The sequence below is a fragment of the Nocardia alba NBRC 108234 genome (genome assembly GCF_001612665.1).
In the GTDB taxonomy this organism is placed as follows: Bacteria; Actinomycetota; Actinomycetes; order Mycobacteriales; family Mycobacteriaceae; genus Nocardia; species Nocardia alba.
In genome coordinates this window covers 178,914-202,233 of sequence record NZ_BDAX01000021.1, presented here as the reverse complement: position 1 = coordinate 202,233, position 23,320 = coordinate 178,914, and the positions used below count along the sequence as shown (strand labels likewise).

25 protein-coding genes are annotated in these 23,320 nt (G+C 62.4%); all 25 read right to left on the bottom strand.

Features of this window, described 5'->3' with window-relative positions; genetic code table 11:
• Positions 1-2 precede the first annotated feature (2 nt).
• Positions 3-1,058, bottom strand: coding sequence for a hypothetical protein (locus tag NA12_RS23440; RefSeq protein WP_067455258.1), 1,056 nt, complete (start codon positions 1,056-1,058; stop codon positions 3-5).
• Positions 1,059-1,086: 28 nt separating this feature from the next.
• Positions 1,087-2,640: a Gp37-like protein gene (locus NA12_RS23435; RefSeq protein WP_067455255.1), complete on the bottom strand. Its 1,554-nt coding sequence runs from the start codon at positions 2,638-2,640 to the stop codon at positions 1,087-1,089.
• Between the two features lie 76 nt (positions 2,641-2,716).
• Positions 2,717-3,271 carry a hypothetical protein gene (locus NA12_RS33830; RefSeq protein ID WP_132369714.1) on the bottom strand — a complete coding sequence of 185 codons (555 nt, stop codon included), beginning with the start codon at positions 3,269-3,271 and terminating at the stop codon, positions 2,717-2,719.
• A gap of 219 nt (positions 3,272-3,490) precedes the next feature.
• Entirely contained in the window at positions 3,491-3,898 is a 408-nt protein-coding gene (locus tag NA12_RS33260) for a macro domain-containing protein (RefSeq protein WP_255284097.1), read from the bottom strand.
• A 75-nt stretch (positions 3,899-3,973) separates the two neighbouring features.
• On the bottom strand, positions 3,974-4,258 hold the full coding sequence (locus tag NA12_RS23430; protein ID WP_067455252.1) for a DUF6881 domain-containing protein: 285 nt from the start codon (positions 4,256-4,258) through the stop codon (positions 3,974-3,976).
• Positions 4,255-5,943, bottom strand: a complete 1,689-nt coding sequence (locus tag NA12_RS34445; RefSeq protein WP_207905565.1) for an HYD1 signature containing ADP-ribosyltransferase family protein — start codon at positions 5,941-5,943, stop codon at positions 4,255-4,257. The genes NA12_RS23430 and NA12_RS34445 overlap by 4 nt, the downstream gene beginning before the upstream one ends.
• Before the next feature lie 648 nt (positions 5,944-6,591).
• A complete protein-coding gene (locus NA12_RS23425; RefSeq protein WP_243654770.1) occupies positions 6,592-7,476 on the bottom strand; it encodes a phage tail protein in 885 nt (294 codons plus the stop codon).
• Between the two features lie 8 nt (positions 7,477-7,484).
• A complete protein-coding gene (locus NA12_RS23420) occupies positions 7,485-9,635 on the bottom strand; it encodes a peptidase associated/transthyretin-like domain-containing protein (protein WP_132369715.1) in 2,151 nt (716 codons plus the stop codon).
• A 94-nt stretch (positions 9,636-9,729) separates the two neighbouring features.
• A complete protein-coding gene (locus tag NA12_RS23415; protein WP_067455245.1) occupies positions 9,730-10,032 on the bottom strand; it encodes a DUF5361 domain-containing protein in 303 nt (100 codons plus the stop codon).
• A gap of 74 nt (positions 10,033-10,106) precedes the next feature.
• Positions 10,107-10,397, bottom strand: coding sequence for a hypothetical protein (locus NA12_RS23410; RefSeq protein ID WP_067455239.1), 291 nt, complete (start codon positions 10,395-10,397; stop codon positions 10,107-10,109).
• 114 nt (positions 10,398-10,511) lie between these two features.
• Entirely contained in the window at positions 10,512-11,099 is a 588-nt protein-coding gene (locus tag NA12_RS23405) for a phage tail tube protein (RefSeq protein ID WP_067455236.1), read from the bottom strand.
• Between the two features lie 71 nt (positions 11,100-11,170).
• Entirely contained in the window at positions 11,171-11,641 is a 471-nt protein-coding gene (locus tag NA12_RS23400) for a hypothetical protein (RefSeq protein WP_132369716.1), read from the bottom strand.
• Between the two features lie 119 nt (positions 11,642-11,760).
• The gene (locus NA12_RS33825) at positions 11,761-12,087 is read right to left on the bottom strand and encodes a hypothetical protein (protein WP_132369717.1); all 327 of its coding nucleotides are present in this window, start codon (positions 12,085-12,087) and stop codon (positions 11,761-11,763) included.
• Between the two features lie 512 nt (positions 12,088-12,599).
• A complete protein-coding gene (locus NA12_RS23395; RefSeq protein WP_067455231.1) occupies positions 12,600-13,028 on the bottom strand; it encodes a hypothetical protein in 429 nt (142 codons plus the stop codon).
• A 15-nt stretch (positions 13,029-13,043) separates the two neighbouring features.
• Positions 13,044-14,744: a DUF8616 domain-containing protein gene (locus NA12_RS33820; RefSeq protein ID WP_132369718.1), complete on the bottom strand. Its 1,701-nt coding sequence runs from the start codon at positions 14,742-14,744 to the stop codon at positions 13,044-13,046.
• A gap of 794 nt (positions 14,745-15,538) precedes the next feature.
• Positions 15,539-16,150 (bottom strand): hypothetical protein, encoded by a 612-nt coding sequence (locus NA12_RS23390; protein ID WP_067455229.1) that lies wholly within the window; start codon positions 16,148-16,150, stop codon positions 15,539-15,541.
• Between the two features lie 94 nt (positions 16,151-16,244).
• The gene (locus NA12_RS23385) at positions 16,245-17,441 is read right to left on the bottom strand and encodes a hypothetical protein (RefSeq protein WP_132369719.1); all 1,197 of its coding nucleotides are present in this window, start codon (positions 17,439-17,441) and stop codon (positions 16,245-16,247) included.
• Positions 17,442-17,454: 13 nt separating this feature from the next.
• Positions 17,455-17,817, bottom strand: coding sequence for a phage tail fiber protein (locus NA12_RS23380; RefSeq protein WP_067455223.1), 363 nt, complete (start codon positions 17,815-17,817; stop codon positions 17,455-17,457).
• A 62-nt stretch (positions 17,818-17,879) separates the two neighbouring features.
• A complete protein-coding gene (locus NA12_RS23375; protein WP_067455220.1) occupies positions 17,880-18,215 on the bottom strand; it encodes an LtfC-like domain-containing protein in 336 nt (111 codons plus the stop codon).
• Positions 18,212-18,487 (bottom strand): hypothetical protein, encoded by a 276-nt coding sequence (locus NA12_RS23370; protein ID WP_067455217.1) that lies wholly within the window; start codon positions 18,485-18,487, stop codon positions 18,212-18,214. Before NA12_RS23370 ends, NA12_RS23375 begins: the two co-directional genes overlap by 4 nt.
• A gap of 16 nt (positions 18,488-18,503) precedes the next feature.
• Complete coding sequence (locus tag NA12_RS23365; RefSeq protein ID WP_067455214.1) at positions 18,504-19,103, bottom strand: hypothetical protein; 600 nt, start codon at positions 19,101-19,103, stop codon at positions 18,504-18,506.
• Complete coding sequence (locus NA12_RS33815; protein WP_067455211.1) at positions 19,103-20,350, bottom strand: glycine-rich domain-containing protein; 1,248 nt, start codon at positions 20,348-20,350, stop codon at positions 19,103-19,105. The genes NA12_RS23365 and NA12_RS33815 overlap by 1 nt, the downstream gene beginning before the upstream one ends.
• Complete coding sequence (locus NA12_RS23355; protein WP_067455207.1) at positions 20,337-20,735, bottom strand: phage gene 29 protein family protein; 399 nt, start codon at positions 20,733-20,735, stop codon at positions 20,337-20,339. Before NA12_RS23355 ends, NA12_RS33815 begins: the two co-directional genes overlap by 14 nt.
• A gap of 14 nt (positions 20,736-20,749) precedes the next feature.
• Positions 20,750-22,414 carry a Gp37-like protein gene (locus NA12_RS23350; RefSeq protein ID WP_132369720.1) on the bottom strand — a complete coding sequence of 555 codons (1,665 nt, stop codon included), beginning with the start codon at positions 22,412-22,414 and terminating at the stop codon, positions 20,750-20,752.
• Between the two features lie 5 nt (positions 22,415-22,419).
• The gene (locus NA12_RS23345) at positions 22,420-23,316 is read right to left on the bottom strand and encodes a hypothetical protein (RefSeq protein ID WP_067455201.1); all 897 of its coding nucleotides are present in this window, start codon (positions 23,314-23,316) and stop codon (positions 22,420-22,422) included.
• Between the last annotated feature and the right edge of the window lie 4 nt (positions 23,317-23,320).

Sequence of the window (23,320 nt, the reverse complement as noted above, 5' to 3'; positions counted from 1 at the left end):
TCTCATTCCGTAGGCTCGGCGAAGGCGACGAGCGAGGCTCCTACCGGGGTGAACCCGATCTGGTCGGAGTCGGGCCCGGTCCCGATCCGCTCGACCGACACCACGAGGTGTCCCGGCTGACCAGCCGGGACTGTCGCGAAGTCGGAGCTCGGCGAGAGCGCCTTGGCGGTGGTGCCGTCGCGCAGGCACGGGAACAGCGCCACGTACATCCAGGCGCCCGGCGCGCCGATCCCGAACGCGGTGCCGGTCGCGACGATCGGGCCCTGCGCACTACCCAGCCGGACCGTCAACTCGGCGGACTGACTGACCGTTTTCGAGTACGCGGCCATATGGCCGTACACGACCGGTCGCCACCGGAACGGCTGCGCGGGGACGGTGAAGGTGCCACCGTCGACCCGGCTGGTCGCGGCGACGTTTTCGCCGAGGAAGTCCTCGTGGTACCATCCCCACGGCCCCGAGCCCAACGGCGCCGGCGTAGAACGGAATCGACGGCTGGCACGGTCATAGGCGAATACGCCGCCGTGGCTCGGCCCGTTGGTGGTCTCGTAGTCCTCGGCTTCGGTGATCGTCCCGGAGTCACCGGGCGGACCGGCCAGGCCACGCAGACCCGCGGGAACCGTGGCCCGAAGCTGCTGGTCAGCGGCACGACCGACAATCTCCAACGCCGGTTCGCTCAACGCCGGTTCATTGACGGTGTCGGTGACCGTGATGCTGTTGGCCTCGGCCGCCGGACCCGCCGGTCCCACCGCGTCGACCGAGTGCACCCACCCCGCGTCGGTCCACACGTCCATGCCGTTGTCGTCGAGCCGGTGCCACCACTTGCCCCGGTCCTGCGGACCGAGACCCGTGGGTCGCGCGGCACTGTCGGCCAGCACGCCCATCTTGCGAAACGACGTCCGCGGACGTCCACGCACACCCGCGATTCCGGCCGGTCCGCCGGGCAGCGGCAAGTCCGCCACCTCTGGTGCCAGCTCGACCCGCACGGTCAGCAGCGGCAACCCGTCGATATCGGTCTGACGATCCGCGCGCAGCCGCGCGGCGAAATTGATGTCTGCCATAGATCTCTCCTTTCGGTTGGCGGGCCGCTCAGAAAATGAGCAGGTCCATGTCGGCCCCCACATCGGTGGACAGGTCCTTGATCGCCGAGGCGACACGGCCGAGCCGCTGCCACGCCTTGACGACCGAGTCCTCTTCGTCGGACCCATCGCCCACGGTGATCTGCCACGACGCCGCGGTTTCGCGGTCGTCGGTGAACGTCAGCTCAGTGACGAAGTCGGTGAATACCTTCTCGCCCATGGCGAATCCGATCTGGTCACCCAGACCGAAGTCACGGCCGATCAGGTAGGGCGCATTGTCCTGGATGGTCACCTTGTGGCTGGTGTAGCCACGAGACAGATGCAGGCCCTGCCGCGCCGCGACGAACCCGTCGAGCGTGAAGGCCTTGTCGCTGCCGGTGATGAACACCTCGCGGAACGCATACGGGCCGGCCTTGTTGACCCGCTCCATATCTCGGTAGACCATCCAGGCGAGGAAAACATCGTCGAGCTGGCCGCGATAGAGCCAGTCCAGACCGATCAGCGACAGCAGCCCCTTGATCGCCATCTCGATGCCCGCGTTCACCCAGCCCGGCGAACGACCACCGACGATGATGTCGGTCGCCGTCGGTTTGTGCAGGGCGATCTCGGAGGCGCCGATCCCGGAATACTCGCCCTCGAAGTACCACACCCAGGGCAGATTCCGCATGGTGCCGAACTTGCCCGGCGTCCCGTACACGGCTTCGTACTCATTGGTCGAATCGAACTTCGGATACCGCATCGGTGTGGTGCCGTCATCGGCGAATTCCTCGAACCACGAGATGATTCCGTCGAGCAGCGACCCGGTCGGTCCCGTAACGCCCGACTTGTCCACCGTCTCCAACACCACGGTCGGCTTGTCGAGGTAGAACCATTCGGGTGCCGGTTGCTCGTCCTCTCCCGGCAGGAAGAACCGAGCTGTCAACATGACACCCGAATCCTCGAGCATCGGCTGAAACAGCTTGTCCGCCATATCGAATCGCGCCGACGCAGCACTCCAACGGCTGGTGTCGGTCCGGGGATCGACCGGAACGACCGCGATCGGAAACGTCGTGTTCCCCTGCAGCCGCATCAGATTCGTTGTCAGGTACGTCGTCACCAGCGTCCGGACCGGCCCGAACAGGATGTGGTGACGCGGGAACTGCGCGAGCACCGGCGCGAACGGACTCGCCCAGCAGCAGATCGTCGACACATGGTTCCAGGCGTGAATCGCCTCGATGTCCACGGTCTCGACACCGTTGTCGTCCCGCACGATCGAGGCCTTGGTGATGTACCCGTCCCACCGAAAACCCCTGGTGTTCACGGTAATCGGCAGGGTCGTGTCCGCGTGGTTGTCGAACAGGTGGTCGAAGTGCACCATGTCGCGCGGACAGATCATCTTCAACCCGCCGGCCGAGTTCCGCGGGAAACTCACCTGCAACGACAGGTAACTCCGCTCCTCCCCCACCTCCTGCATGTCCTTGTCCCAGTACCGAACAAGAACCTCTTGATCCCGAGCCCCCTCCTGCTCGACCCGGAACATCTCATCCATCCGCCGCGACTCCGCGTGCGGTTCCCAAACACCCATCCTCCACCACCTTTCCTTGATTTTGGGCATAAAAAAACCCAACCCGAACCGGGTTGGGTTTACGTGGACAGTGCCGCTATTCGAGTATCTGCCGCACGTGCTCCGCATAGGCAGGGCTGGCCGACGGCTCCCACCACCACCAATGCGACTCAGGAATCCCCTCGGGAATCATATTCCTCGGGAGCGGAGCGACTTCGTCAGCATGATCACGAAATACGCAATCTATCTCGTCGATCAGGTCGATGTCATCATCTTCTAATCCATCTCGCACACCCGGATAATTTTCGAGCATAAATTGAATAGCCGACCGCCGAAGGCTTGGCTTACGCCATCCGTCTACTATCGCCGATGTCGCTCGAGAATAGGAGTTCATCAGATAATACGTCATCGTTCGACTATTCGCTATGGCTAGATCGGCAACCTTATGCCTGAGTTCCGCCAACTCTGCAGTATCGTATTCGCTGCTGAAAATACCGCACTCAACTCGCACGAGTCCCTCCATCGCACGCTCGAAAGCGTCAACCCGAGTGTCGTGCTCGGCCGAGCCGCTGCGATCGAGCTCGAGAGCGATCCCCAGATCGGCAATCACCGCACCCATCAGGTCGCCGGCATTTGTCTCACTATTACTCAATTCTCGACCGCTTTCGGAACCACTGCTTTGTGGTCACCAAAGAAAACCCAAATCGTCACCGAGCGCTTCTCTCACTATGTCCAGCAAGATTCCGGACAGTCCATCACACAGTCCAGTAACGAGCAGGTGCCCGTCACGAAGTCCCTTCGCTGCCGTCCTACAGCTCGATCCGGACATCGATCGATTTCCGTCATCATCTCTCCACACAAGGTGGAACAATTATCCGAAATTCTTCGATTCTGGGACGTAGACCCGACAATCTACTTCAGTAAGGCGACTTAGACCCGACTCGATCACCGGGCGGACATCCTGCCAAAGCAGCCCGCCGTTACCACAGCCAAGCGCAGGTAGTGCGATCGAATTGATTCGCAAATCAACAATAACCTTAACTAGGTCAACCATCCCACTCTCGATGTATTCAATTTGCGATGGTGAACGCCAGTGTGCCTTCGTAGGAAAAGAAACAACCCGGCGTGCTGTTGAGGTTACTGGCGGCTCCCAAACGTGCATCGCACCCAATTTCAGGTCTCCGCGCTTACACGCTTCCGAATAGTCTGAAAACATGTCTGGAAATTCTGCGCGAAACGCAGCAGCGATTCCTTTGCCCATGACGCCAACCGTATTCACCGCATTGACCAACGTCGATACATTTGCATCGAGCAAGTCGCCATTGCACCAGGTTATCACCCTAATCCCTCCATGCTATGACCACGTCGCCTCGGGAGCCTTTTCCCACTCCGTTTCAAAATATGTTGCATCTATCTCGATTGCGTGGAAATCTGGGTCAAGATTGATCTCTTCAATGGAATCCACGGGGATTTGAGCCAAACCGATATCGTCAGCGCCATTTAGGCCGACGCGATGCGATCGACCATCTTTGAATATCTCCACCTTTCGGACTTCGTAGTTATCATCTCCAACCTCAATGAAGAACGTACTCGGTTCAGTCTCCGAGTCATGGCGCCACTCCATCCGCAAATACATCATGGCATATTCTTTCCCGATCGCACAATTCTCCCGGTCAGATCGAGCGGTCCGCTGTTCGGGATCAAGAATACACCTTCCCGTCCAGCGATAACGGTCAATCCAGTCACATCTACTTCGATGTAGTGCGTAAATCTACGCCACCCTCGTGGCGTACTCAAGAACCGATAGGAAAGCTGACCGGGCCGCAGGGTTCCGGGCTCGATATCTGAAAGATACTGTCCATCGCCATATCTTGCATCCTTCGGGTTGTCCGCCTTCCGCGATGCCCACAGTTCGAGGGCATTCAGAATCTGGCTCAGTCGACCCTCTGTGGTGTAGTGATACAGGGTTTGCCGGGGGATACTGCCACTGGGCGGCGTCAGAGAACCATCAACAGGCCTGCTGGGTGGTGCACCTGTAGGCAACCCGCCACCGGTCGTTGTTCGCACGGCGGGCGCAGATTCCGAGGCATGCATCGCAGCGCCTAGCCGCTGCCCGACTGCAACGTCGTGCGCTCCAGCCGTGACGAGTGATTGCGATGTCGACCGAAGCATTACGAATTGCTCGACCTCCGCCACCAGGTCCTTCGCAGCCCGCGCGACGCTCTCCTCGGAAGTGAGCATCTGCGCTAGTGGGAGGCCCTCGCTCGGCCGTACGTATGCGTTCAATGGCATGACTGAGGGGCCGTTTGTCAGCGAGTTCATCGCCGGAGGGCTCGGCATAACGTCTGAGTAGGGGCGCGGCGCAGCATTCGGAACCCGAATAGCTGGGAGCGTCGTTGCTTCTGCCATGTGGACCGGCAGCGATCGCGTCGTCGCTGCGCCAGCCTCGGCCGCAACCCGCGCAGCTCCGACGCTGGCCGCCTTGGTGCCAGCGGCCGCAGCGACGCGCGCAGGTGCACCAATTGGAACGACATAGCTACCGATATCCACCAATGCAATCGCGACTTCGAGCGGTGAGTGCTCTGGCCGAGTCGGAACCACCGGCGCGTTGATCTTTCCGTCCCTGTCCGGGCGTGCGTTGATAGTTGCTCGCATTTCGGCATGCGGTGACAGGTTGACGACGGTGTCCCCGAGGACGACCAGACTGTGCTTAGTCGATTTGGCAATCGCTACAACCGCAGCAGAAATTGGTTTGTCCAGCGGATGCAATTCTGGTGAGGTAGGGGACACATTGACAGGTGGTCCTGCCCATTTCGGCGGATAACGCGGGTCAGTGAGGACGCCTTGTTGCAGCTGTGTTTGCGTCCACTGCTGGACCGCGGGATCCTTCCAGGCGATGCCACCTTCACGTAGCCGTCTGAATGCTGCACGCCAGGATTCGGCTTCTTCCTCGTTTTGTGGCCGGTACTGCGACCATTGCAAGTCGAGGAGCTGCTGATACCGGGTGTATTCGGCTGCTTTCAATCGAGCCACTGCCGCGTCGTATGGGTTCCCCGGCCCCACCCAGTTAGGTCGACCTTGCTGAACCAACGCCTTATCTGCCGCCAGTTGCGGCGCCGAGTAAGTCGCACTTGTCAGGCGCGGTACTTGGCATGGACCGGGGTCTGCCGGTATTGACACCGCGGCAGTGACGACTACCTGCGCCGGTACACCCTGCTGCGGATCATCCTGCGCCCGCGCCTGTTCCGGCTTGTAGGACTGCACGAACTGAACCGGATCAAGAAGGCCGGGATATTGGGTTTGACCGGAAACCGGCTGTTGCACACCGAGCAACACACTGGTCAGGGACGAGGGCAGACTCGCCGGTGTCGCGGGTTTGGGAGTCGGCGGTACGTCCGGGGCAGTTGTCGGTACCGGCTCAGGGGTGGTTGCCGCAGGCGCCGGTGATGGACTGGTCGGCGCGGTTTGTGGTTGGGGCGTGGACGGTGCGGGCGTCGGAGCGGGCCCAGCCGGAGCGGGGACCGGAGCAGGCGATTGTGGTAGAGGTTGGGCTTGCGGCAAGTCCGTCGGCACCGCTGGCCTATCGGACACACTGGGTTTGTCCGTGGTCAGACCGGGGATCGTCGGCAGGCCTTTACCCTCGAGCGGGGCATTGACGAACCGTGCCGTCGAAGTACGGTCTTGGGAGCGCCTGTCCATGTCACGAATGCCGAGCACTCGCTCATACGCCCGCGCTGCCGAAGCTGCCGTCATCCCGTTCAGGTTGTGCACCCGCGGTTCTCGTGTGGAGCCCGAGCCGGATTCAGCTCCCAACGGGGTCAGAGACGAGAGCCATGCAGAGAATTGGGAATGGTCATACGCCACGAAAGGCTCTGGTACCACCATCGCGATACCTCCTTTGAAATCGAGAGAGCCCAACCCCCGCACGGGGATTGGGCTCTCTCTTGTTCGGTATTCAGTTCGGGGGCAGGATCAGAACGGTCGCGATGACCTCGGCGTCACAGCCCCGATAATGCTCGAATCGGTGTTCCCGTTCTCGACCTTCACCACGATGTCGGTGCTGGTCCATGGGTCCAGCGAGGCGAGCCAGCGGCGGCCGGCGAGCTGGCCCCACACATTGACACTCGCGGTGCTGCCCTCGGTGTAGAGGCGAGCAGTGCGGTGGCGCGGGTGGGTGTCGATCCGCAGGGTTTGGCCTGTGATCAGGCGCGGCGTCTGGACCAGGCGCAGCTGGTCGAGACCCTCGACCGGGTCGAGGATCGACCAACGGCCGGGGCCGTTCATCGTGTACCGCGGCCAGGCCGGCTGATCCGCCGCATTGCGCAGGCGCAGAATGCCCTCGCCCGCACCGGAAGCGTTCGTCCACACCATGGTTTCGTCGAAGTGACGCTCGAGCGGATCCATCGCGGTCGCCGACATCTTGTACATCGCGAAGCCGTTGCGCGCCGGATCGATATCGCCCGAAGGTTCAGGGGCGGAGTCGATCTGGAACTGCTGGAAACGCCAGCCCTGGTGCCGGGTGAAGTAGCCGACGGTCACGGGCTTGTCGGTGGACCAGCCGCGGAACCACGCGTCGTGCACGGCGAGGAATTCGCGGACCGGGTTGGACTCCTGAGCGCCTGCCGCCGCCGAGATGATGGCGAGGAAGTCCCATTCCTTCTTCCAGCGGACCGACCGGGCGAAGGTGGCGCCGTCCTGGCGGGCACCCTCGGTGGCGAGCAGCTGAACCGGTGCGAACATGAATCCTGTTTGCGCCGAGAGCCTTACGCCTTCACGACCGGCATTCGGGCCCGCCAGGTGCCAGACCCGGCCGTTGTTGTCCCACACCACGATCTTGGTGTCCTGTGTGTTGAGCATTTGGTGGATCATCGGCCGAGTCCTCCTCCTCGTTGTGCCACGAATGTCTGGCGTCGTTGAACTCGGGCGATGGACATCTGCACGCTCTTGGGGTCCATGCCGTTGAAATTGAAGATGTCGCCGCGGGCGGTGTGTCCGCCGACGCCCTCGGCCAGGTCTGTCAGACCGAAGCCGGTTCCGACGACTTCCTTCGCGGTACTCGCCAACCATTCGACAGGTTTCGCGACCAGGTCCACCGCCTTGCCCGCCACCGTGGATCCGACAAGGGATCCGAGCACGCTGCCGACCGCAGCACCGGCTGGGCCCGCGACCGCGGTGCCGAGTGCTGTGCCGATGAAGCTTCCGGCTTGGCCCGCCAGGTCTTGGGCGACTCCCTTCGCCGCCCCGGTGATGCCTTTGACCAGACCACCCGAGGAATTACCCGAAAGGAAGCCTTGAATGCCGGCTGTGAGGTTTGACTCTTCGTTGTTGTCGAACGCTTTCTGCTGTTCGAACGGTACGAAGAACTCACTGTCAGAATTGATCCCGAGCTGCTTGGCAAGCTCACCGTCGGCTGAGAGTGCGTTGGAGATGGACGGGATGCCGAGGGCACCGGCCAGCGCACCGACCGTAGAACCGGCTTCACGCAGGGCTGTGGTGTCGCTGAGACCCAGCGACTCCCCGAAGTTCTTCGCCAGCTCGCTGCCGACGATCGATCCGCGATCGATGTAGTCGGCTCCGCCGTAGGTTGTGAAATGCGTGGGGTCGGCAAGGCTCGTGCCTTTGAGACCCTCACTCAGGCTCGGCGTACGCGGTGTCGTGGATGGCCCGACAGCCGAATATCCGCCGGCGCCATTGGGCACATACACCGTGCTCGAACCACCACCGGACCCGCCGGTGACTACAACGCTGTTCGAACCACCGCTCGACCCACCGTCACCACCGCCGAAGCCTGTCGGCGTCATCGGCGAAGCGCCACCCGGCGCAACCGAACCACCGGCGCCACCCGACGACAGATCCGCGCCTTCCGATGGCATCGCTCCGATCGCGGACTTCAACGACATGGATGCCGCGAACCCACCACCGAACCGAGACCCGATCGTCTGACCGAGCTGCTCGCCGATTTCCGGCGCCAGCTGCCCCGCCGGTCCGAGCGCAGGCGCGATAGCCGCACCCAACGCCGCACCGACCCGACCACCGGCTTCCGTCGCCGAGGCGACGATCCCTGCGGACAACGCCTCGGAGAGTGCCGACAGCGGAGCCGTGGAACCCTGGGCAGACGAAGTTGACTCCTGGGCGAATGCGGGCATCGCGCCCAAGAGCCCCTGCGGTTCCACGTTCAGCGAGGCCGAGATCGGTGGTCCGTCGCCGGTGAACGGCGAGTTGGTGCCCAGATCGACTTTCATGGGTTCAGGCGCACGCCGACCGAACAGCCCGCCCGCGCCCAACACCGGAGCCAGTGCCCCACCGAGCGCCGCACCCGCGGTACCGGCGGCATTGATCGCCGCACCGCCGATGCCGCCGATCACATCGGCGATCAAGCCGGTCCCGAGTAGCTCGCGCCACTTCTGCGGATCACCCATCCCGGAGTCGCCGACCAGACCGCCGGAAGCGAAGCCGGGAAGCATGCCCGCCAGGTATCCAGCTGACGGAACCCAGCCGGAGTTGATCGCTTCCAGCAGCGGCAGCGCACCGGCCGTCGCGGCCGCGTTGACCACGAATTCACCGTTGGACAGTCGAGCCAGGATCGAATCACTACTGCCGGTCCCGGGACCGCGAACCGAGCCACCACCCGCGTAACCCGCAGGTGCACCGCTATTTTCAACTACGTAGCCGGGATCAGACTTCGCTGGATTGAGCAGCGTCGTCTTCGAGGAAAATTTGATCAATCGGGTCTTGGTATCGACCGCGTCCGTGTCGGGACGGAGCAGGTCCATCGCCTGTCCCGCTACCCGCTCGGCGATCGCGCCTGGCGCAGTGCCGAGCACGTCGGACAGCACACCGAGCAAACCCGCCCCGATCAGGCTGTTCGGCGGAATTCGGCCATCCTCATCGAGGGTGACCGGGTTCTCTTCGGGCAGGGTGATCGTGGCGGTGCCGCCGCCGGAGCCGCCTTCCCAGACGGCCCCGCTCGGCAGCCTGATCCGCATCCCCGGAGCCGGTGTGCCGCTCGTGGTCATCGCAAGAACGTCCGGCAATGTCATCGCCGTTGGGCGTCTCTTCTTCACAATTGGTATCCACTTTCTGCGTTCGACCGCTCCGGGGCTGCCACCACTAGTCGTTCCAGCCGAGGAAGTCGTTCATCTGATCGAGTTCCGTTGCTGTGCCGACCCGTTCGCGAGTCGACTTCCTGCCGGGCCGAACGATCGGCTCGGGCATGTTGCGCCCGCGCCGACCGTCATCGGTCCGTGCCCAGGCCAGCCACCGCAGACTGTCGGCGACATCCGCCAACAGGTGTTCAGCGGTCCGCCATCGACTTCCCTCGGGGTACATCGTGCGCAGCAACGCCGACTCGAGCGGCAGGTGCTTCACGATCGATCGCAGGTCGGCCCAACCGAGTACATCGGTGCCGAGCATCCGCAGCCGCAGCCCCAGGACGATCAGGTCGTATTCGATTGCCTCGCTGTGCTCTTCGAGAAGAGCGTCGAGGCTTAGGATTCCCCCAGGCTCAGCCCCGAGTGCGCGCGCCACGCCTCGAGCAGCTGGTGGTAGGCATCGGGGTCCATCTCGTCGAGCGCGGCCAGCGCTTCGGGCGCCAGGCTCAGCTCGAGCAGGGTGTACATCGCGTCCACATCGCCGAGACGGCGGATCCGGCGAACGAGACCGGGCTTGAGGTAGGACAGCGACGGCAGCACGATTGTGGCGCCGTCGACGGTATAGGTGAAGTCGTCCTTCACGACCGCCGGCTGGGCGATCTTGATGGGAGCAGCAGGAGAAGTCATGGGTAGCAGACCCTTTCGTTGTGCAGTGATGTGAATGAGAGAAATAGGAAGGGCCCAACGGCAGCGGGCGGGCCTGCGCATAGGTGTTTTACCCGCCGCCGTTGGGGGCTTTAATCAGGCAGTCTTGAGACCGTCATCGAGGTAGCGGTACGCCTTGATGCCGGAATCGTCCTTGAATGCCTCGACATTGATCGTGAAGCCGGCCAGTTCGTTGGACACGAACTTCTTCTCGGTGATCGAGGAGATCTTGGCGTTCGGCAGCACGATGCGGAGCTTCTTGTCCTCGGTCTTCATATCGAAGATCCACGAGCGACGCGGCAGAACCACGCCGGTCTCCCGGACGGTGATCAGCTTGCCCGAGGTGGAGGTGGCCGCAGTGGGGGTCACGTTGTTCTCACCGAAGATCTCGCTGAGCACATCCTGGTCCCACACCGCGTACAGGGTGAGGCCGAAGCGAACCGAGTGCTCGGTCTGCAGCTGGGCGATGATGTCGGCGTTCCAGTCCTTGACCGTCTCGACCTTGCGCTCACCGAGCGACTCGATGCCGTCCTCGGAGACATAACCCAGGGCCTTGAAGGCGGGGGCAATGGTGCCCGCCGCGGTGGTCGGCAGGGTGGTGTTGAGCGGCGCCACCAGGACACCGCCGGAAACGGCCAGGTTCGGGGTACCGGCGCCGATGAAATTGCTGGAAGGCAGAGCCATTGTTGTTATCTCCCTTGGGATTGTTGCGCAGGCCCTCGGGATGGGTACTTCAGTTCGACTCCGCATCGGAGTCAGGCGAGGACAGTGCCTCGCACAATCAGGTCGGCGACAAGTGTGTACCGCGGAGCGGCTGTCACCGGATCGGTGTCGTTCTCCATGCCGGCATCCTCGACCTGGTCGCACCACACGGTGCCCAAGTAGCCGGGAGCGGCCGCACTCAGGATCGAACGCACAACCGCGGCAAGGTTCGCCGCCGCGCCGGCGTCATCGGTGCATTCGAGAACAACACGAGGACGATCGAGAATCAGCTGAGCGCTACGGCGCCCCTCCCGATCTTCGACATCGACTCGGGCTTTTCGGTCGTTTCTGGTCACTCGCACCATCCGCGTCGGACGCGGATCCGGGACCCGGCCGACCACAGTCGCGGTATCAGCTATCGCGGTGAGTTGCGTCGTCAGATAATCGACCAGAGTTTGTTCGATATCAGGAAACAGTATTCTTTCATTCATGTCAAGTCCTTGAACAGATTGATCTGAAACCAATATTTGGGCATGAAAAATCCCGACCGGTCGACCGATCGGGATAATCCTCCGTAAGCAATTACAGCATGAATCAACGCCTTCGCACAGCGGGATTCATTTCGACTGCACAGCTATTCTACTCAGACCGGTTCATAGTCAAACTTTGCAGACATAACCCATGACCCGCTCGACTCCTTATCATAATGATAGGTAGCAGCTCGCAAAGGTCGCGCACCATACTCAATATGAAGAGATACTAGCTTCCCAACCGATTCCAGCAGATCGTCATCCGGAAAAATGATCGGTTGCAAAGTCGACTTCAGAGTGACACTGTACTGATCACCCTCTACACCGATCAGAAGGTCCGCTGAATCATCATCTTCATACATCTCCCTTAACACTAAATACCCGATTTCCACATCTATATCAGCATGCAGATCGAGAGGAAATTCAGGCAAAGTACGCATCCTTCAATGGGATCACTAAGATCATGGACTCGCATATATCGGATCGGGTAGATCGGTTCGCACATCTACGCAACCCGGCCTATTTGTATTCTACATCACAACCGTGAACTCCGAAATCTCTATACCGTTGAGATAGAACGCCTCATATCGCCAAGTACTACTACGGTCCAGAATGCGTTGAAGAAGTCCGCTGGCGTCATCGCAACATGGTCAAGGCTGTTCTAACCTGCGCGTTGGAATTCACCGAGACCGGAATCTTGGTTACCGCCGTGAATACGGCCGCGAACGCTTGGTTCTGTTCAGACGGACCGCTGGCCAGGATTCCCGCCCCGGTCCGCCAGCCGCCTTATATCCTACAGAAATCCGAATCACGTTCCTTTCTTGATCACGACACCTCTCGCGTGCCTAACCGCATCGTGAACAGAAATTTGTTGAGATCATGATTTGGGCATGAAAAATCCCGATCGACGTAGCCGATCGAAATATTAACCCAAGTTGGTGCCGAACCCTCGCTAGGACTTCTTACGCGTCGGGGGCCAGTCTGGCAGCACGTAATCGTCCTCGGGTTCACTATAGTCGCTACCGTAAAGCAGCGTACAAATTCGATCGACCTCTTCATCGCTCACTACCGGCGGAGTGTAATCATTCGTCTTGATGTGATCTAAAAATTCAGTGGGAGGTGCCGCGCGATGCACGCGTACGTAGTCGGCCCACGCCAACGACCAAAACCATTCCCCATCGGTGAACTCACCCACTCGAATATATCCGCACCCCTCGCCCAAGAATGGGTCATCTACCACGCCTGGAGATACCAATAGCGGCGTACAATTCTCCAGATAGGTTGCGACGCGCTCGGCCTCCACGAACGTCATTTCGCCTGGTGTCACCTCGACCGCGATCTCCTCGTCACCGATTCTCTGCGGGGCAATAATCGTAACCACACCGTGCACCTTCCACTATTTTTTCGGACCAGAAGGGTAGAACCACTGAAACGTACCACGGATAGTAGGATGCATTTTGCCGTTTTTCCCGTACGGCGCTACAACCATCCGCCCATTTGGATGGATCCACAAGATTTCAGTTGGAGCATACACCGCCACGCCCAGCCTATTAGAGAGATTTTGCGCGAATCCATCGGGATTCATCCCAGTTCTACAGGACAGAAGCCTAATAGGCTGACCGGGAACCCAGCCATGTCCTTGGAGTATCCGCGAAACCTCGCGGTGGCTAAAGTTCCGCCAATTCTTGGGTAGGTCAGCCTGTCCGTCACGAACCTGGAGACCGACGTACTTTGGCGCGCCATGTATACCTACATCAAATACCTGAGGCATTGGCTTCACCTTTGGCATATGGATAAGTACGTCGTCGTCCGAACGAAACATCATTAGCCCCCGCCTATTGTCCGGAAATGATCGAACATCGATAGTTAGCGGCCGATTACCCGGGATCGTTACAGGATTCGGCCCAGGTGCAGGAATCACACTCGGCGCAGGTATTATACTTGGTTCATGCGTATCAGTAAAGCTTCGTCCGCCAGGCAGAGGAGCGGTCGTGGGGCCGAGTACCGCTGACGGAGAGGTCTTTCCCCCATTCCGAACCCCTGCCAACCAACGCGCTCGAGGTATGGGGATCGGCAGGAATAGCGTCGCGAGGTCGATCACCGCCACGGCTGCCCAGAACACTTCACCGGCAGTATGTTCCTTCTCCGCAGGTGTTTCATATGACGGGAAGGATATTCCGTTTGATCCTGCCCTCGCATTCATCGTTGCAATGAGCGGACCGGTCCAGTAGTTGGAAAGCTCATCGCCGATGGCCGTGAACGCACCCTTATAATGCTCGATTATTCCCTCGGAGCGCTGGGGGATAGGGGTGGCCCATTCGATACCTGGAATATCGCCCGATTCGAGATCACGCTGCTGTTCTTCTGCAAGGTTGACGAGTCGATAGTAAGTCTGTGCGGAACCGTTAGTCGGGTCGTACACCACTCGCATATCCGCAACGCCCTGTTCACGGATGTATCTGTCTATATATACCTGACTGGGCGTGAAAGTTGTGATTCCGTTGACCTGGGTAAATCGGCCGAGGTCGATGCCTTCCCGGTCGACATAGTGCCCATTTGTAATGACTCCATCAACCGTTGTGTAGTTCTTTCGAATGCCGTTGGGGTAGGTGAAGTAGCCCTCGCCAGCCCCTCGTCGGTCAATCGGTCCTGATTCTTCGCTCTCACTTCCATCTGTCCCCGAAAACCTGGCGAACAGGCGACTTCCGAAATTACTCTGCCAGGTTGTTCCAGCTGCCGATGTGTGCGTGGAGTACGGTCCAGATGGAGTTATCTGGGTCGTTTGCGTTCCACCGTCTACATCTTGTGTTTGAAGTCCGATGTCGCCACCCTGAAATAGGACGACATTCACATCACGGCCATCGACAGTATCGATATATGAGGTAACCCCTTGTGTCGCATAGGTATCGACAACTGGCACAGAGGCGCCTGGTTGGGTAATTTTTGTATTTGTCCACGGCCGGTCCGCCCCGTCACTGCCACCCCCCTGCTCAACCTTGATCGATACTCCGTTGGCTAGCACATAGTCCCAATGGCGTACACCGAATTCATCGATGAACAGCGAACCCTGTGTGTTGTTGCCGTCGACCCATACCACCGCAGGCCCACCTCGAACAGGAGGTGATACGCCCTCGGGAAGAATCTGATTGACGCGACTCGTATCGAGTTCCTGCTGGGTTGGGGGCAGCTGCGGTACGGACACTGCACTCGGCGCGGCGAATAGAAGCTGACCGACAGCGCTTTGCTCAATCGCCACCCGGTCCTGCGGCGATATGCTCGGCGGAATCTGAGGGCTCGTAGTACCAGTCGACTGTGCTTCCATACCTTCGGTGTGACCGAAATCGTATAGCTCTGCGAATACAGGATTCTGCTGAAAGCTCTTGGGGAGCTGTGTCGCCGGAGTGGTCGCAGTAGGGCCATCGGCTCCGGGAGCAGTCGATGCCGGAGGCTGCGCGGGCGGCTCTGTGGGAGCCGGTTGAGTACTGGCAGGTCCTGTCTGGACCGGCGTGGGATTCTGCTGAGCGGGTAACCGCGGTGCTGGGGTGGGAGCCGGAGTCTGCTGGGGTGTCGCATCTGGTCGCGGCGGTGCCGGCATCGTCACACCCGGCTGCTCCGGAGGCTTCTTGTCGGTCGGAGGCTTCCAGTCCGGATTCACGCCCGGCTGTGTGGGGCCCTTATCGTTGACGAACTGCGCAGCACTGATGTTCTGCCCAGCCGAATCTAGTGCTCGACCAGCGAGAACCCTGTTGTACGCCCGCGCGGCAGTAGCCGGGGTCATTCCGGAGTGGTTGAACACCCGGGGTTGACGCTCGGGCTCGCGCGACTCGGCACCGATCGGTGTCAGACTTTGCAACCACCGACCATCACCCGTCGGGTCCGTTACCGGGCCGTTCACCGCGGAGGCTCCGCGTCATCGATCCGGCGGCGCAGTTCGGCGACCATCGCCGCATACGCCTCCGACTTCGTCTTCCCCTCACACGCGATCCCGCGAGGATGCGTCGCGTACCAGGCACTTCCCTCGACCTGCTTCACCGAGATCTCGTCGAAGTCGTAGAACTCCTCGGCATCAGGTGTCGGCCAATTGCCTTCGTCGTCAGGGGTGATGTGGGCGCCGGTGTCGAACGCACCCGGGGCACCCGCTGGGGTCGGGACCCACCTGATTTCTTCGAGCGCGGGGTGCACGCGCACACCGCGCTTGATCAGGTACTCAGCGACCCGGGTTGCCTGCTTGATCGAGGTGACGGTCGGTTCGGCGAGCTTGCGGCCGACGGGGCTGGTCCATTCGGGGAGGTGGATGACCGAGAGTTCCTCTGCCAGTGCGCGAACCTGCGGGTCGAGCTCGTCGTCGTGGTCCGGTTCGGCGAGCTTGCCGGAGAGGGTCTGCTGGAGGAGCGCCAAAAACTCGGGAGTGACCAGCTGTCCGGATTCGGTCTGGATGTATTCCGGAGGCGACGTTTCGTTGATGCCGAAGTCGACCGAGCCGATGATTTCCTTGCCGGACATTTGGGTGAGCCTCCCGAGTTTTTGGGCATGAAAATGGCCCGTGCCTGCTGGCCGGGCCGTTGTGTTGTTGCGGGTATCGAGTTAGCGGGCAGCGTCAGGTGATGCGCACATACGACGCCGAATTCACCTGTGCTGTCGGGTTGAACTGCGCGAGGAATTGTGTGCCCAGCGCCTGTACCCGGACCACATCTCCGGACGCGATGGAACGGACCACCGAGACAGTCACGGTCGCCGTTGAGCTGGCGGGAACAGTCGTCGCCGTACCGGTCGCGACGACGACTCCGTTGACTGTCAACCGCAGCGTGACATTGGCGTTCGCTGCCCCGGCCGCGGTGAAGACGATCGAGGCCGCCAGTGTCGCTGAGGCTTTCGCCGCCTGGGCGACGATGCCGTCGGTATTGACCGTCGATCCGGGGTAGGTGCCGGTATCGGCCGCCCACCCGGCCACCGTCAACCAGTCATTGGCCATCTGCGTCCACGCGGGCGACGACTTCGTCATCCCTGCCGGAGCGAAACTCGGCACTACGACCATCGACAGCTGTCCGGTACCGGTGTGCGCCATGTCGACACCCGCCTTCGCGCTGCTCACCGTGAGCAGCGCACCCGAACCCGTGGTGTCCACGGGCGCACCCTGGGCCATCGCGAGCTGCCCGACGCCGCCGAACGCGACCGGCTGTCCCGTTGCCGCCGATAGCGAGCCCTGTCCCGCAGTGCCGCCGGACACGACAACAGCCCCGGCGGCCGCGGCCGCGACCTCGATGCTGCCATCACCGGCGAACGCGAGATCGAACGGTTTCAGGCCGGAGAACCGGCCATCACTACCGAACAGCGCTTCCGCGCTACCGATCACGACCAGGTCCGTAGTCGTGGTGCCTTCGGCTTCGAAGGCCATGGGAAGGTGCGTGTTGAGCGACGCGCTGGAGCCACTGGCCCCGGTGAGTCCGGCCTCGAGCAGCACCTTCCCCGATTTGACCACAACCTTGGCGACCAGTTTCCCCAGGGCGCCCGCGGTGCCCAATGCCCCGGAACGAGGCGAGATCACCGCGGCCACCTGGCCGATCGCAGCCGACGCAGGCGAGATCTGCGATCGCACCTTGTTCAGCTGTGCGGCGAAGGCACCGTTCCCGCCCGACCCGGCGACAATGTATGGCTTGATGATCGGCACAAAGGCATCCGGTACGGCTGTCGGTGCCGTCGGCGCCCTCGACGTGGTGATGGAAACGCCGGGCAGTCCCACCGCGGCTGTTGTCGGCGCCGGCAGGGTGGCCCGCGTCGGTTGTTGCGTAGCCATGCGGCGCCCTCCGTCAGCTCTGGGTAAAAGTGGGGGTGATCAGCAGCTGGCCCTGGGCACCCAGGGTGGTGGAGCTGATCGCGACCTTGTCGATGAAGTCCGCGGAGCCACCGGCGAGGGTCTTCCACAGGCCGACGTAGGTGTAGGAGCCGGCGGGAAGGTCGATCGTGACCTGCGAACCGGTGACCACGCCACCGGTGCCGGAGGTCCAAGCCGACTGCTTACGGGCATAAGCGGGCGAACCACCGCTCGCCTCGTTGGCGCCGGTGGTGCCGGGATCGGCGGTGTGCACGCTGATGTAGACGGTGTTCGATCCCGCGACGTTCTTGTAGGCGTCGGCGAGAGCCTGGCGAGTGGTAGCAACGGCGATAGCCATGACAGCTCCTTGTTTCAGATATTTCGAGGGTGAAGGTTGATTTTTCGAGTTACGCGGATGCTCTAGGTCCGGATGACCGAGCCCACGTACCACGCGTAGGTGGTGGCGGGGGTGGTCGGATAGGTCACGAGCATCGTGTACCGCGAATTCGCGGGAATGGCGTCACAAATGGCGCTGGATACCGCCCAGGAGGCGGCGGTCGGGGTGACGGTCGCGGACCAGGTGGCCAGCGATACACCGCTCGGCGCGGTCAACCCGATGGAAATTGTGGTGCCAGTGGGAAATACCGCGCCGCCGGACGGCTGAATCGTCTGCACGAAACTGGCGCCGGTGGTCAGGATGAGAGGCTCGACCGTAGGCTGATACCCCAGATAACCGGGGTCGACCGGTGATGTCATGACACTTCCTTTACTTCGTAGCCGGCCAGCCAGAGCGCGCCTTCGTGAGTCGCGTCGGGATGGATGTAGGAGCCCGGCAGCTTTGTCATCGTGACTGCCGAACCGTCGGGTCGCGCCGCCACGATGACCGCCTCGGCGGACTGGCGACCGAACGCTTGCTGCGTCCACACGATGACGTGGTTGTTACCCGAGAGCGGTTCCGAGAGTTCGTAGAGCCGAGCGGGGCCGGCGAATCCGGTGACTTCGATGGAAAGCGTTGTGGCTGTGTTCATATCGCGAAATTTCCGTTCAGTAGGTGAAGTGATATTCGATGACGGTGACGAGTCCGGCCGCGCCGATCGCACCCGCGCCACCGCCGCCCGCCGGGAATCCGCCGCCGGCGCCGGCGTTTCCACCGCCACCGGACTGCAGCGCCTGCCAGAACGGCGGATTGCTGGTGCCTGCGGCCACCAACCCCGATCCACCGCCGACGGACCCCGCACCGGCACCACCGCCCCCGCCCGCGAGCAGAGCGATATCGCCACCGGAGACGGATTCACCGCGCTGCCCGTTCGGACCGCCGTTGCCGCCGCGCTGGAACCCGAGGCCGCCCCCGGCCCCGCTACTGGCTCCGCCGGATCCGCCGGCAGCGACCAGCCATGTGCCGAAACTGGAGGTCCCGCCATCGCCGCCACCGCTGCCCGCGACGCCGACGACAACGGGCACAGACTCAGCGAGCACGGCAGCCGGGATTCGCCGCGCGGACCGAATAGCCTGTCCCCCACCGCCGCCCACGGTCGCGTTGCCCGCTCCGCCGCCGCCGCGCAGGATCACATCCACCGCGAACAGGTTCGGCGGCGGGGTCCAGGTGTCCGATGCGGTGAACACACGGAGGTTGGCGGTGAACATCAGCTGGTCCGTTCGATCAAGAACACGATCCCGCCGGCGCCCTGCGCGCCTTTGGCCGCGCCGACGCCGTTACCGCCACCGCCACCGCCACCGCCCGCGGGGAATGCGCCTGCGCCGCCCGGGTCACTACCGGTGACTCCGCCACCGCCGCCGCCACCGCCTGTCGCGATGATCGTGGAGGGCGCCGAACCGGCCTGACCGGCGGGACCGCCCTGCGAAATCCCGCCCTGCCCGCCGGGCGCGCCGAGGCCGCCTGTGAATCCGGCTGCGCCACCCCCGCCCCCGCCGCCGCCGTACAGCGCGTAGGCGGAAATGGAATTGCCGCCGGCTCGTGGAGCCGGGTCGGGTTCTCCCACTCCGGACGCGCCGCTCTTTCCGCCCGCTCCGCCGGGGATCATGCCGGTACCACCGGCACCACCGGGCCCGGCGATGCCGTATTGGAACAGGCCGCCGAGTCCGCCGCCCGCCATCAACCACGAGCCGAACAAGGTGTTGGTGCCGTTCAAGCCGTTCGAACCACCGGCCGCACCGCCCGCCCCGCCGACGCCGACGGTAATCGGGATCGGGAGAAAGTCGCCATTGGTGTCCACCGGCAGTAGCGACGCGGGGATATTGGTGTGCACCTCGCCACCGCCGCCACCGCCACCGCCAGACCCACGATTGCCCGCGACAATATCCCAGCGTCCGCCCGCGCCGCCCGCGCCGCCGCCGATCAGGATGATGTCGAGAGACAGAATTCCCGGTGTCGGTATGTAATCTCCCGATGAGGTGAACACAATCGCGTTGCCCTGCAGCAGGATCTGCTGAAATCTCGTTTGCAACATCGTCATTGCTGGGAGAACATCGGATGGATCACCCGAAGCCGTGCCCGTGATCGGGCCGGTGATCCCCTTGGAGATCGAGTCCACCCCCGACAGTGCCTCCCCGGCCTTCGCGTCCAGATCGGTGGCCCACCCGTTGAGGAAAGCCAAGGGGTGCATGCCGAGCACCTCGACCCCGGCCAGCGCCCGGCAGAGGTTGGCCAGCATGCGGTCGATCGCGACACCGACATACGCACCCAGTTGGGCATCGGCCTTGCGCACCACGCTCGAGACCGCGGCATTGGTCATCGCCTGGAAGGTCTGCTGGCTGTAGTTGCTGATCTGGGTTTCGTTGCCGCTGAACGCGACCTCACGGGAGTCGGTGAGTCCACCGAAGCTGCCGACGACCTGCGCCCCATCGGGGTAGTTCCGGTCAGGTGCGGTCACGCTCGGTCACCTCCGCCTGGGTGAGCAGATGGTTGAGGTCGCCGTGCTCACGCAACTGGCTGACCAGATCGGCCCGCTCCTGCTGGGTCAACATCGCCACATCGGGCGCGGTGATCCGGGCGGGCTGCGGGGTCCCCTTCTCCACCCAGGTGCCCGCGGAGTTGAGCCAATGGTGGTGGCCCCGGATCGGCGGGTGGTATTCCTTGGTCTGCGCATCGGGATGATGCCGGAAACCCAAGTCCCACAGATGCTTCGACCACTGCTTGAGCACCATGGGATGCACGATCATCGGGGCGTTCTTCGGACCGGGCAAACCGACGAAAGCCCAGGAAAAGGCCTCCTCGGGATTATTGGGATCAGATTCGTGCTGCTGTGGAATTGACATGGGAATTGCCGTCTCTAATCAAAGTTGATTTTCACGCCGAGGTCGTGCATGGTCGATTTGATCTCGTCGATCTTGCGCATCGACTTCACCAGCGGCTCCTCGACTTCCTGATTGGTGCCGATGGTGATCTGCCAGGCCGGGGTCTGATCGCGGGCCCAGGCCAGTTCCAGCTGGGTTACCTGGTCGATGTAGATCTCGTCCGGGTTCATGCCGTGGACGGTGGCCCCCACCCGGTCACCGAGGAAGAAGTGGCCGTGGCCCTGATCGCCGATGAAGTAGGGCTGACCGTCGGCGACGGTGAGTTCGTGCGAGTAGAACGACCGCGTCGCCCACAGTGCCGAGCTCAACGCGGTCAGCGAGTTCAGGCTGTAGGCGTCGTCCGCGCCGTCCTGGAAGTGCTCGTAGTAGTGCGACCAACCGGCCTGCGCCGCGCGCATCGGGTCCTTGTAGGAAACCCAGGCGAGCAACGTGTCCTTGAATCCGGGATACAGCCAGGTCTCGGCGAGTTGACCGCCGATCGCCGACCAGTCGCCAAGACCCGCCGTGGCGATCTGCAGCAAACCGCCCGCGAGTTGACCGGCCGAGGTGAGGGCCTGCTTCACGCCGGCGTTCACCTGCTCCGGCGAATGCCCACCCGTGAGGATCTGCACATCGGTGAACGGCGTGATCGTGAACGACGACGTCTGCACGCCCGTGTTCCGGTCGGGCCGGAAGATCACCCATGGCGCCTTCGACAGCGTTCCCAGCCAACCCGGCTGCTGATATTCGTCGGTATTGGGATCGGGCAGGATATTGCGCGTCGTGCCCAGGTAGTCCTCGGTATACACCTGAGCGGTGTAGACCAGCCCGTCCAGGACGCTGCCGCCCTCGCTCGTGCCGGTGGTGAAGCCACTCTTGTCGACAATGTCGACCACGAGCGCGCCGTTGCGCAGATTCGCCCCCGGCCACGGCGCCGGATCGCCGACCAGCCACCGCCGGGTGGTGATCATCAACTGCGCGGTGGCCAGGGTGTCCTTCGCCAGGTCGTGGAACATCTTGAACCGAGAGTTGAGCAACGTCCACACCGACGAATCCGCCAGCAGATCATGGGGTTTCACCACGATCGACCAGTTGGACATATCCAGGTCGAACCACTCGGACACATCGAGCGGGTTGTCCGGCAGTGCCCACAGGGAGGTTTCCAGCCGCAGCACGTTCAAGAACAGGGCCAGCTTCAACGAGGAAACCGATGGCCCGGCCAGGATGAAGTGCTGTGGAATCTGCAGAGCGGCCGGGAGCAGCGGGTTGGCCCAGACGCAGATGTGCTTGAGTTCCTCATAGGAGTGCAGAAACGACATCTCGACCGTCGTGACGCCGTATTCATCTTGTTTGACAACAGCTTTCGACAGACGGCCGTCCCAGCGCGCGCCATCCTTGTCGACGGTGATGTGGATGTTCTGGGTGGTCCGCGTGCGCGAGATCGCCCACTGCGAAAGATGATGCTCATAGGGCAGCACGATCACGCCGGTCCCGGATTCATTGAGCATCCAGGTGAAATTGGCGCTGACCTCGCCCGCGCAGATGCCGCGAAGCTGCCAGTCGCCATCCCAGAACCGGATGAGCGGCGGTTTGGTTCGCAACACCTCACGCTGCGCCTTGTCTTGCAGCGCGTTCTCGTAGATGACAGGCAGATCGTTCACCGTTGTCATTGCAGCCCCCAGGGCCGCGACCAGCTGCGCGGCTGCACAGCCATCACCGAGGCGCCCGCCGGCGCGCCGGTCACCTGCACCGGCAGCAGCGTCGATGGCGTGTAGGGCGGGATCATGTACTCGAAACCGCGCCCACCCATGAGCGCCCACATCTGCGATCGGTCGGCCGCGACGAGGGTTTCCCGCGCCGGGTCGGTGTCAACGACCAGATCCTGACCGACGGCCGTATTCGGCAGCACCACAACACGATCCGCGTCCTCTTCGGCGCGGTTGTGGTAGTTGTTGCCGAAGGAGAAGTCGGGCAGTGTCCAGCGTCCCGGCGCCGAGCACACCCATTGCAGGTACATCGGCTGATCGGTCGGATTGGCGACGGCCACCGTGCCGGATTGCGTTGTGCCGCTCGTGGTGCTGATGGTCGAGACCCAGCTACTCGTCGCGGGTTCCTCGAACCACCACGGCACGCCCGCGGTGCAGGTCATGGTGACCTGACCCCACAGGTTCAGGTGCGGGTCCTTGTTCGGTTTGAAGTCGGGTTGCTGCGACATCCGCAGCGCGAGCGAGCGCGAGCCGTAGCCGGTGGTCACCGTCATGATCGAATCCGCGTCGTAGGCCCAGGCTTTGCGCCAGGCACTGTCCACGGACTCCCAGGAGCGACCGGCGATTTCGAAGATGTTGACGCCGAAGACCACTTCGCGTCGGTTGGTGCTGTATCCGCCGTAGGTCGCGCCGTTCTGGAACGCGGTCTGGTTCCAGATCGTCGTGACCGGCGCGTCGTAGAGTCCGCTCGGCGCGGTCCCGAGGTCGACACCTTCCCGGCCGCGACCTTGTCCACTGATCGTCCACGTCGAACCATCGACGCCGGTGATCGTTATCAGCGCAGGACTAGTCCCCACTGGT

What these genes read in the sequence shown, in the direction of transcription:
- NA12_RS23425 (WP_243654770.1), bottom strand. Translation starts at nt 7,476, where the DNA reads ATGCTCAACACACAGGACACCAAGATCGTGGTGTGGGACAACAACGGC.
- NA12_RS23385 (WP_132369719.1), bottom strand. Translation starts at nt 17,441, where the DNA reads ATGGCTACGCAACAACCGACGCGGGCCACCCTGCCGGCGCCGACAACA.
- NA12_RS23435 (WP_067455255.1), bottom strand. Translation starts at nt 2,640, where the DNA reads ATGGGTGTTTGGGAACCGCACGCGGAGTCGCGGCGGATGGATGAGATG.
- NA12_RS33825 (WP_132369717.1), bottom strand. Translation starts at nt 12,087, where the DNA reads ATGCGTACTTTGCCTGAATTTCCTCTCGATCTGCATGCTGATATAGAT.
- NA12_RS23405 (WP_067455236.1), bottom strand. Translation starts at nt 11,099, where the DNA reads ATGGCTCTGCCTTCCAGCAATTTCATCGGCGCCGGTACCCCGAACCTG.
- NA12_RS23365 (WP_067455214.1), bottom strand. Translation starts at nt 19,103, where the DNA reads ATGTTCACCGCCAACCTCCGTGTGTTCACCGCATCGGACACCTGGACC.
- NA12_RS23375 (WP_067455220.1), bottom strand. Translation starts at nt 18,215, where the DNA reads ATGACATCACCGGTCGACCCCGGTTATCTGGGGTATCAGCCTACGGTC.
- NA12_RS23410 (WP_067455239.1), bottom strand. Translation starts at nt 10,397, where the DNA reads ATGACTTCTCCTGCTGCTCCCATCAAGATCGCCCAGCCGGCGGTCGTG.
- NA12_RS23440 (WP_067455258.1), bottom strand. Translation starts at nt 1,058, where the DNA reads ATGGCAGACATCAATTTCGCCGCGCGGCTGCGCGCGGATCGTCAGACC.
- NA12_RS23355 (WP_067455207.1), bottom strand. Translation starts at nt 20,735, where the DNA reads ATGTCAATTCCACAGCAGCACGAATCTGATCCCAATAATCCCGAGGAG.
- NA12_RS23430 (WP_067455252.1), bottom strand. Translation starts at nt 4,258, where the DNA reads ATGATGTATTTGCGGATGGAGTGGCGCCATGACTCGGAGACTGAACCG.
- NA12_RS23420 (WP_132369715.1), bottom strand. Translation starts at nt 9,635, where the DNA reads ATGACCACGAGCGGCACACCGGCTCCGGGGATGCGGATCAGGCTGCCG.
- NA12_RS23370 (WP_067455217.1), bottom strand. Translation starts at nt 18,487, where the DNA reads ATGAACACAGCCACAACGCTTTCCATCGAAGTCACCGGATTCGCCGGC.
- NA12_RS23390 (WP_067455229.1), bottom strand. Translation starts at nt 16,150, where the DNA reads ATGTCCGGCAAGGAAATCATCGGCTCGGTCGACTTCGGCATCAACGAA.
- NA12_RS23415 (WP_067455245.1), bottom strand. Translation starts at nt 10,032, where the DNA reads ATGCTCGGCACCGATGTACTCGGTTGGGCCGACCTGCGATCGATCGTG.
- NA12_RS23380 (WP_067455223.1), bottom strand. Translation starts at nt 17,817, where the DNA reads ATGGCTATCGCCGTTGCTACCACTCGCCAGGCTCTCGCCGACGCCTAC.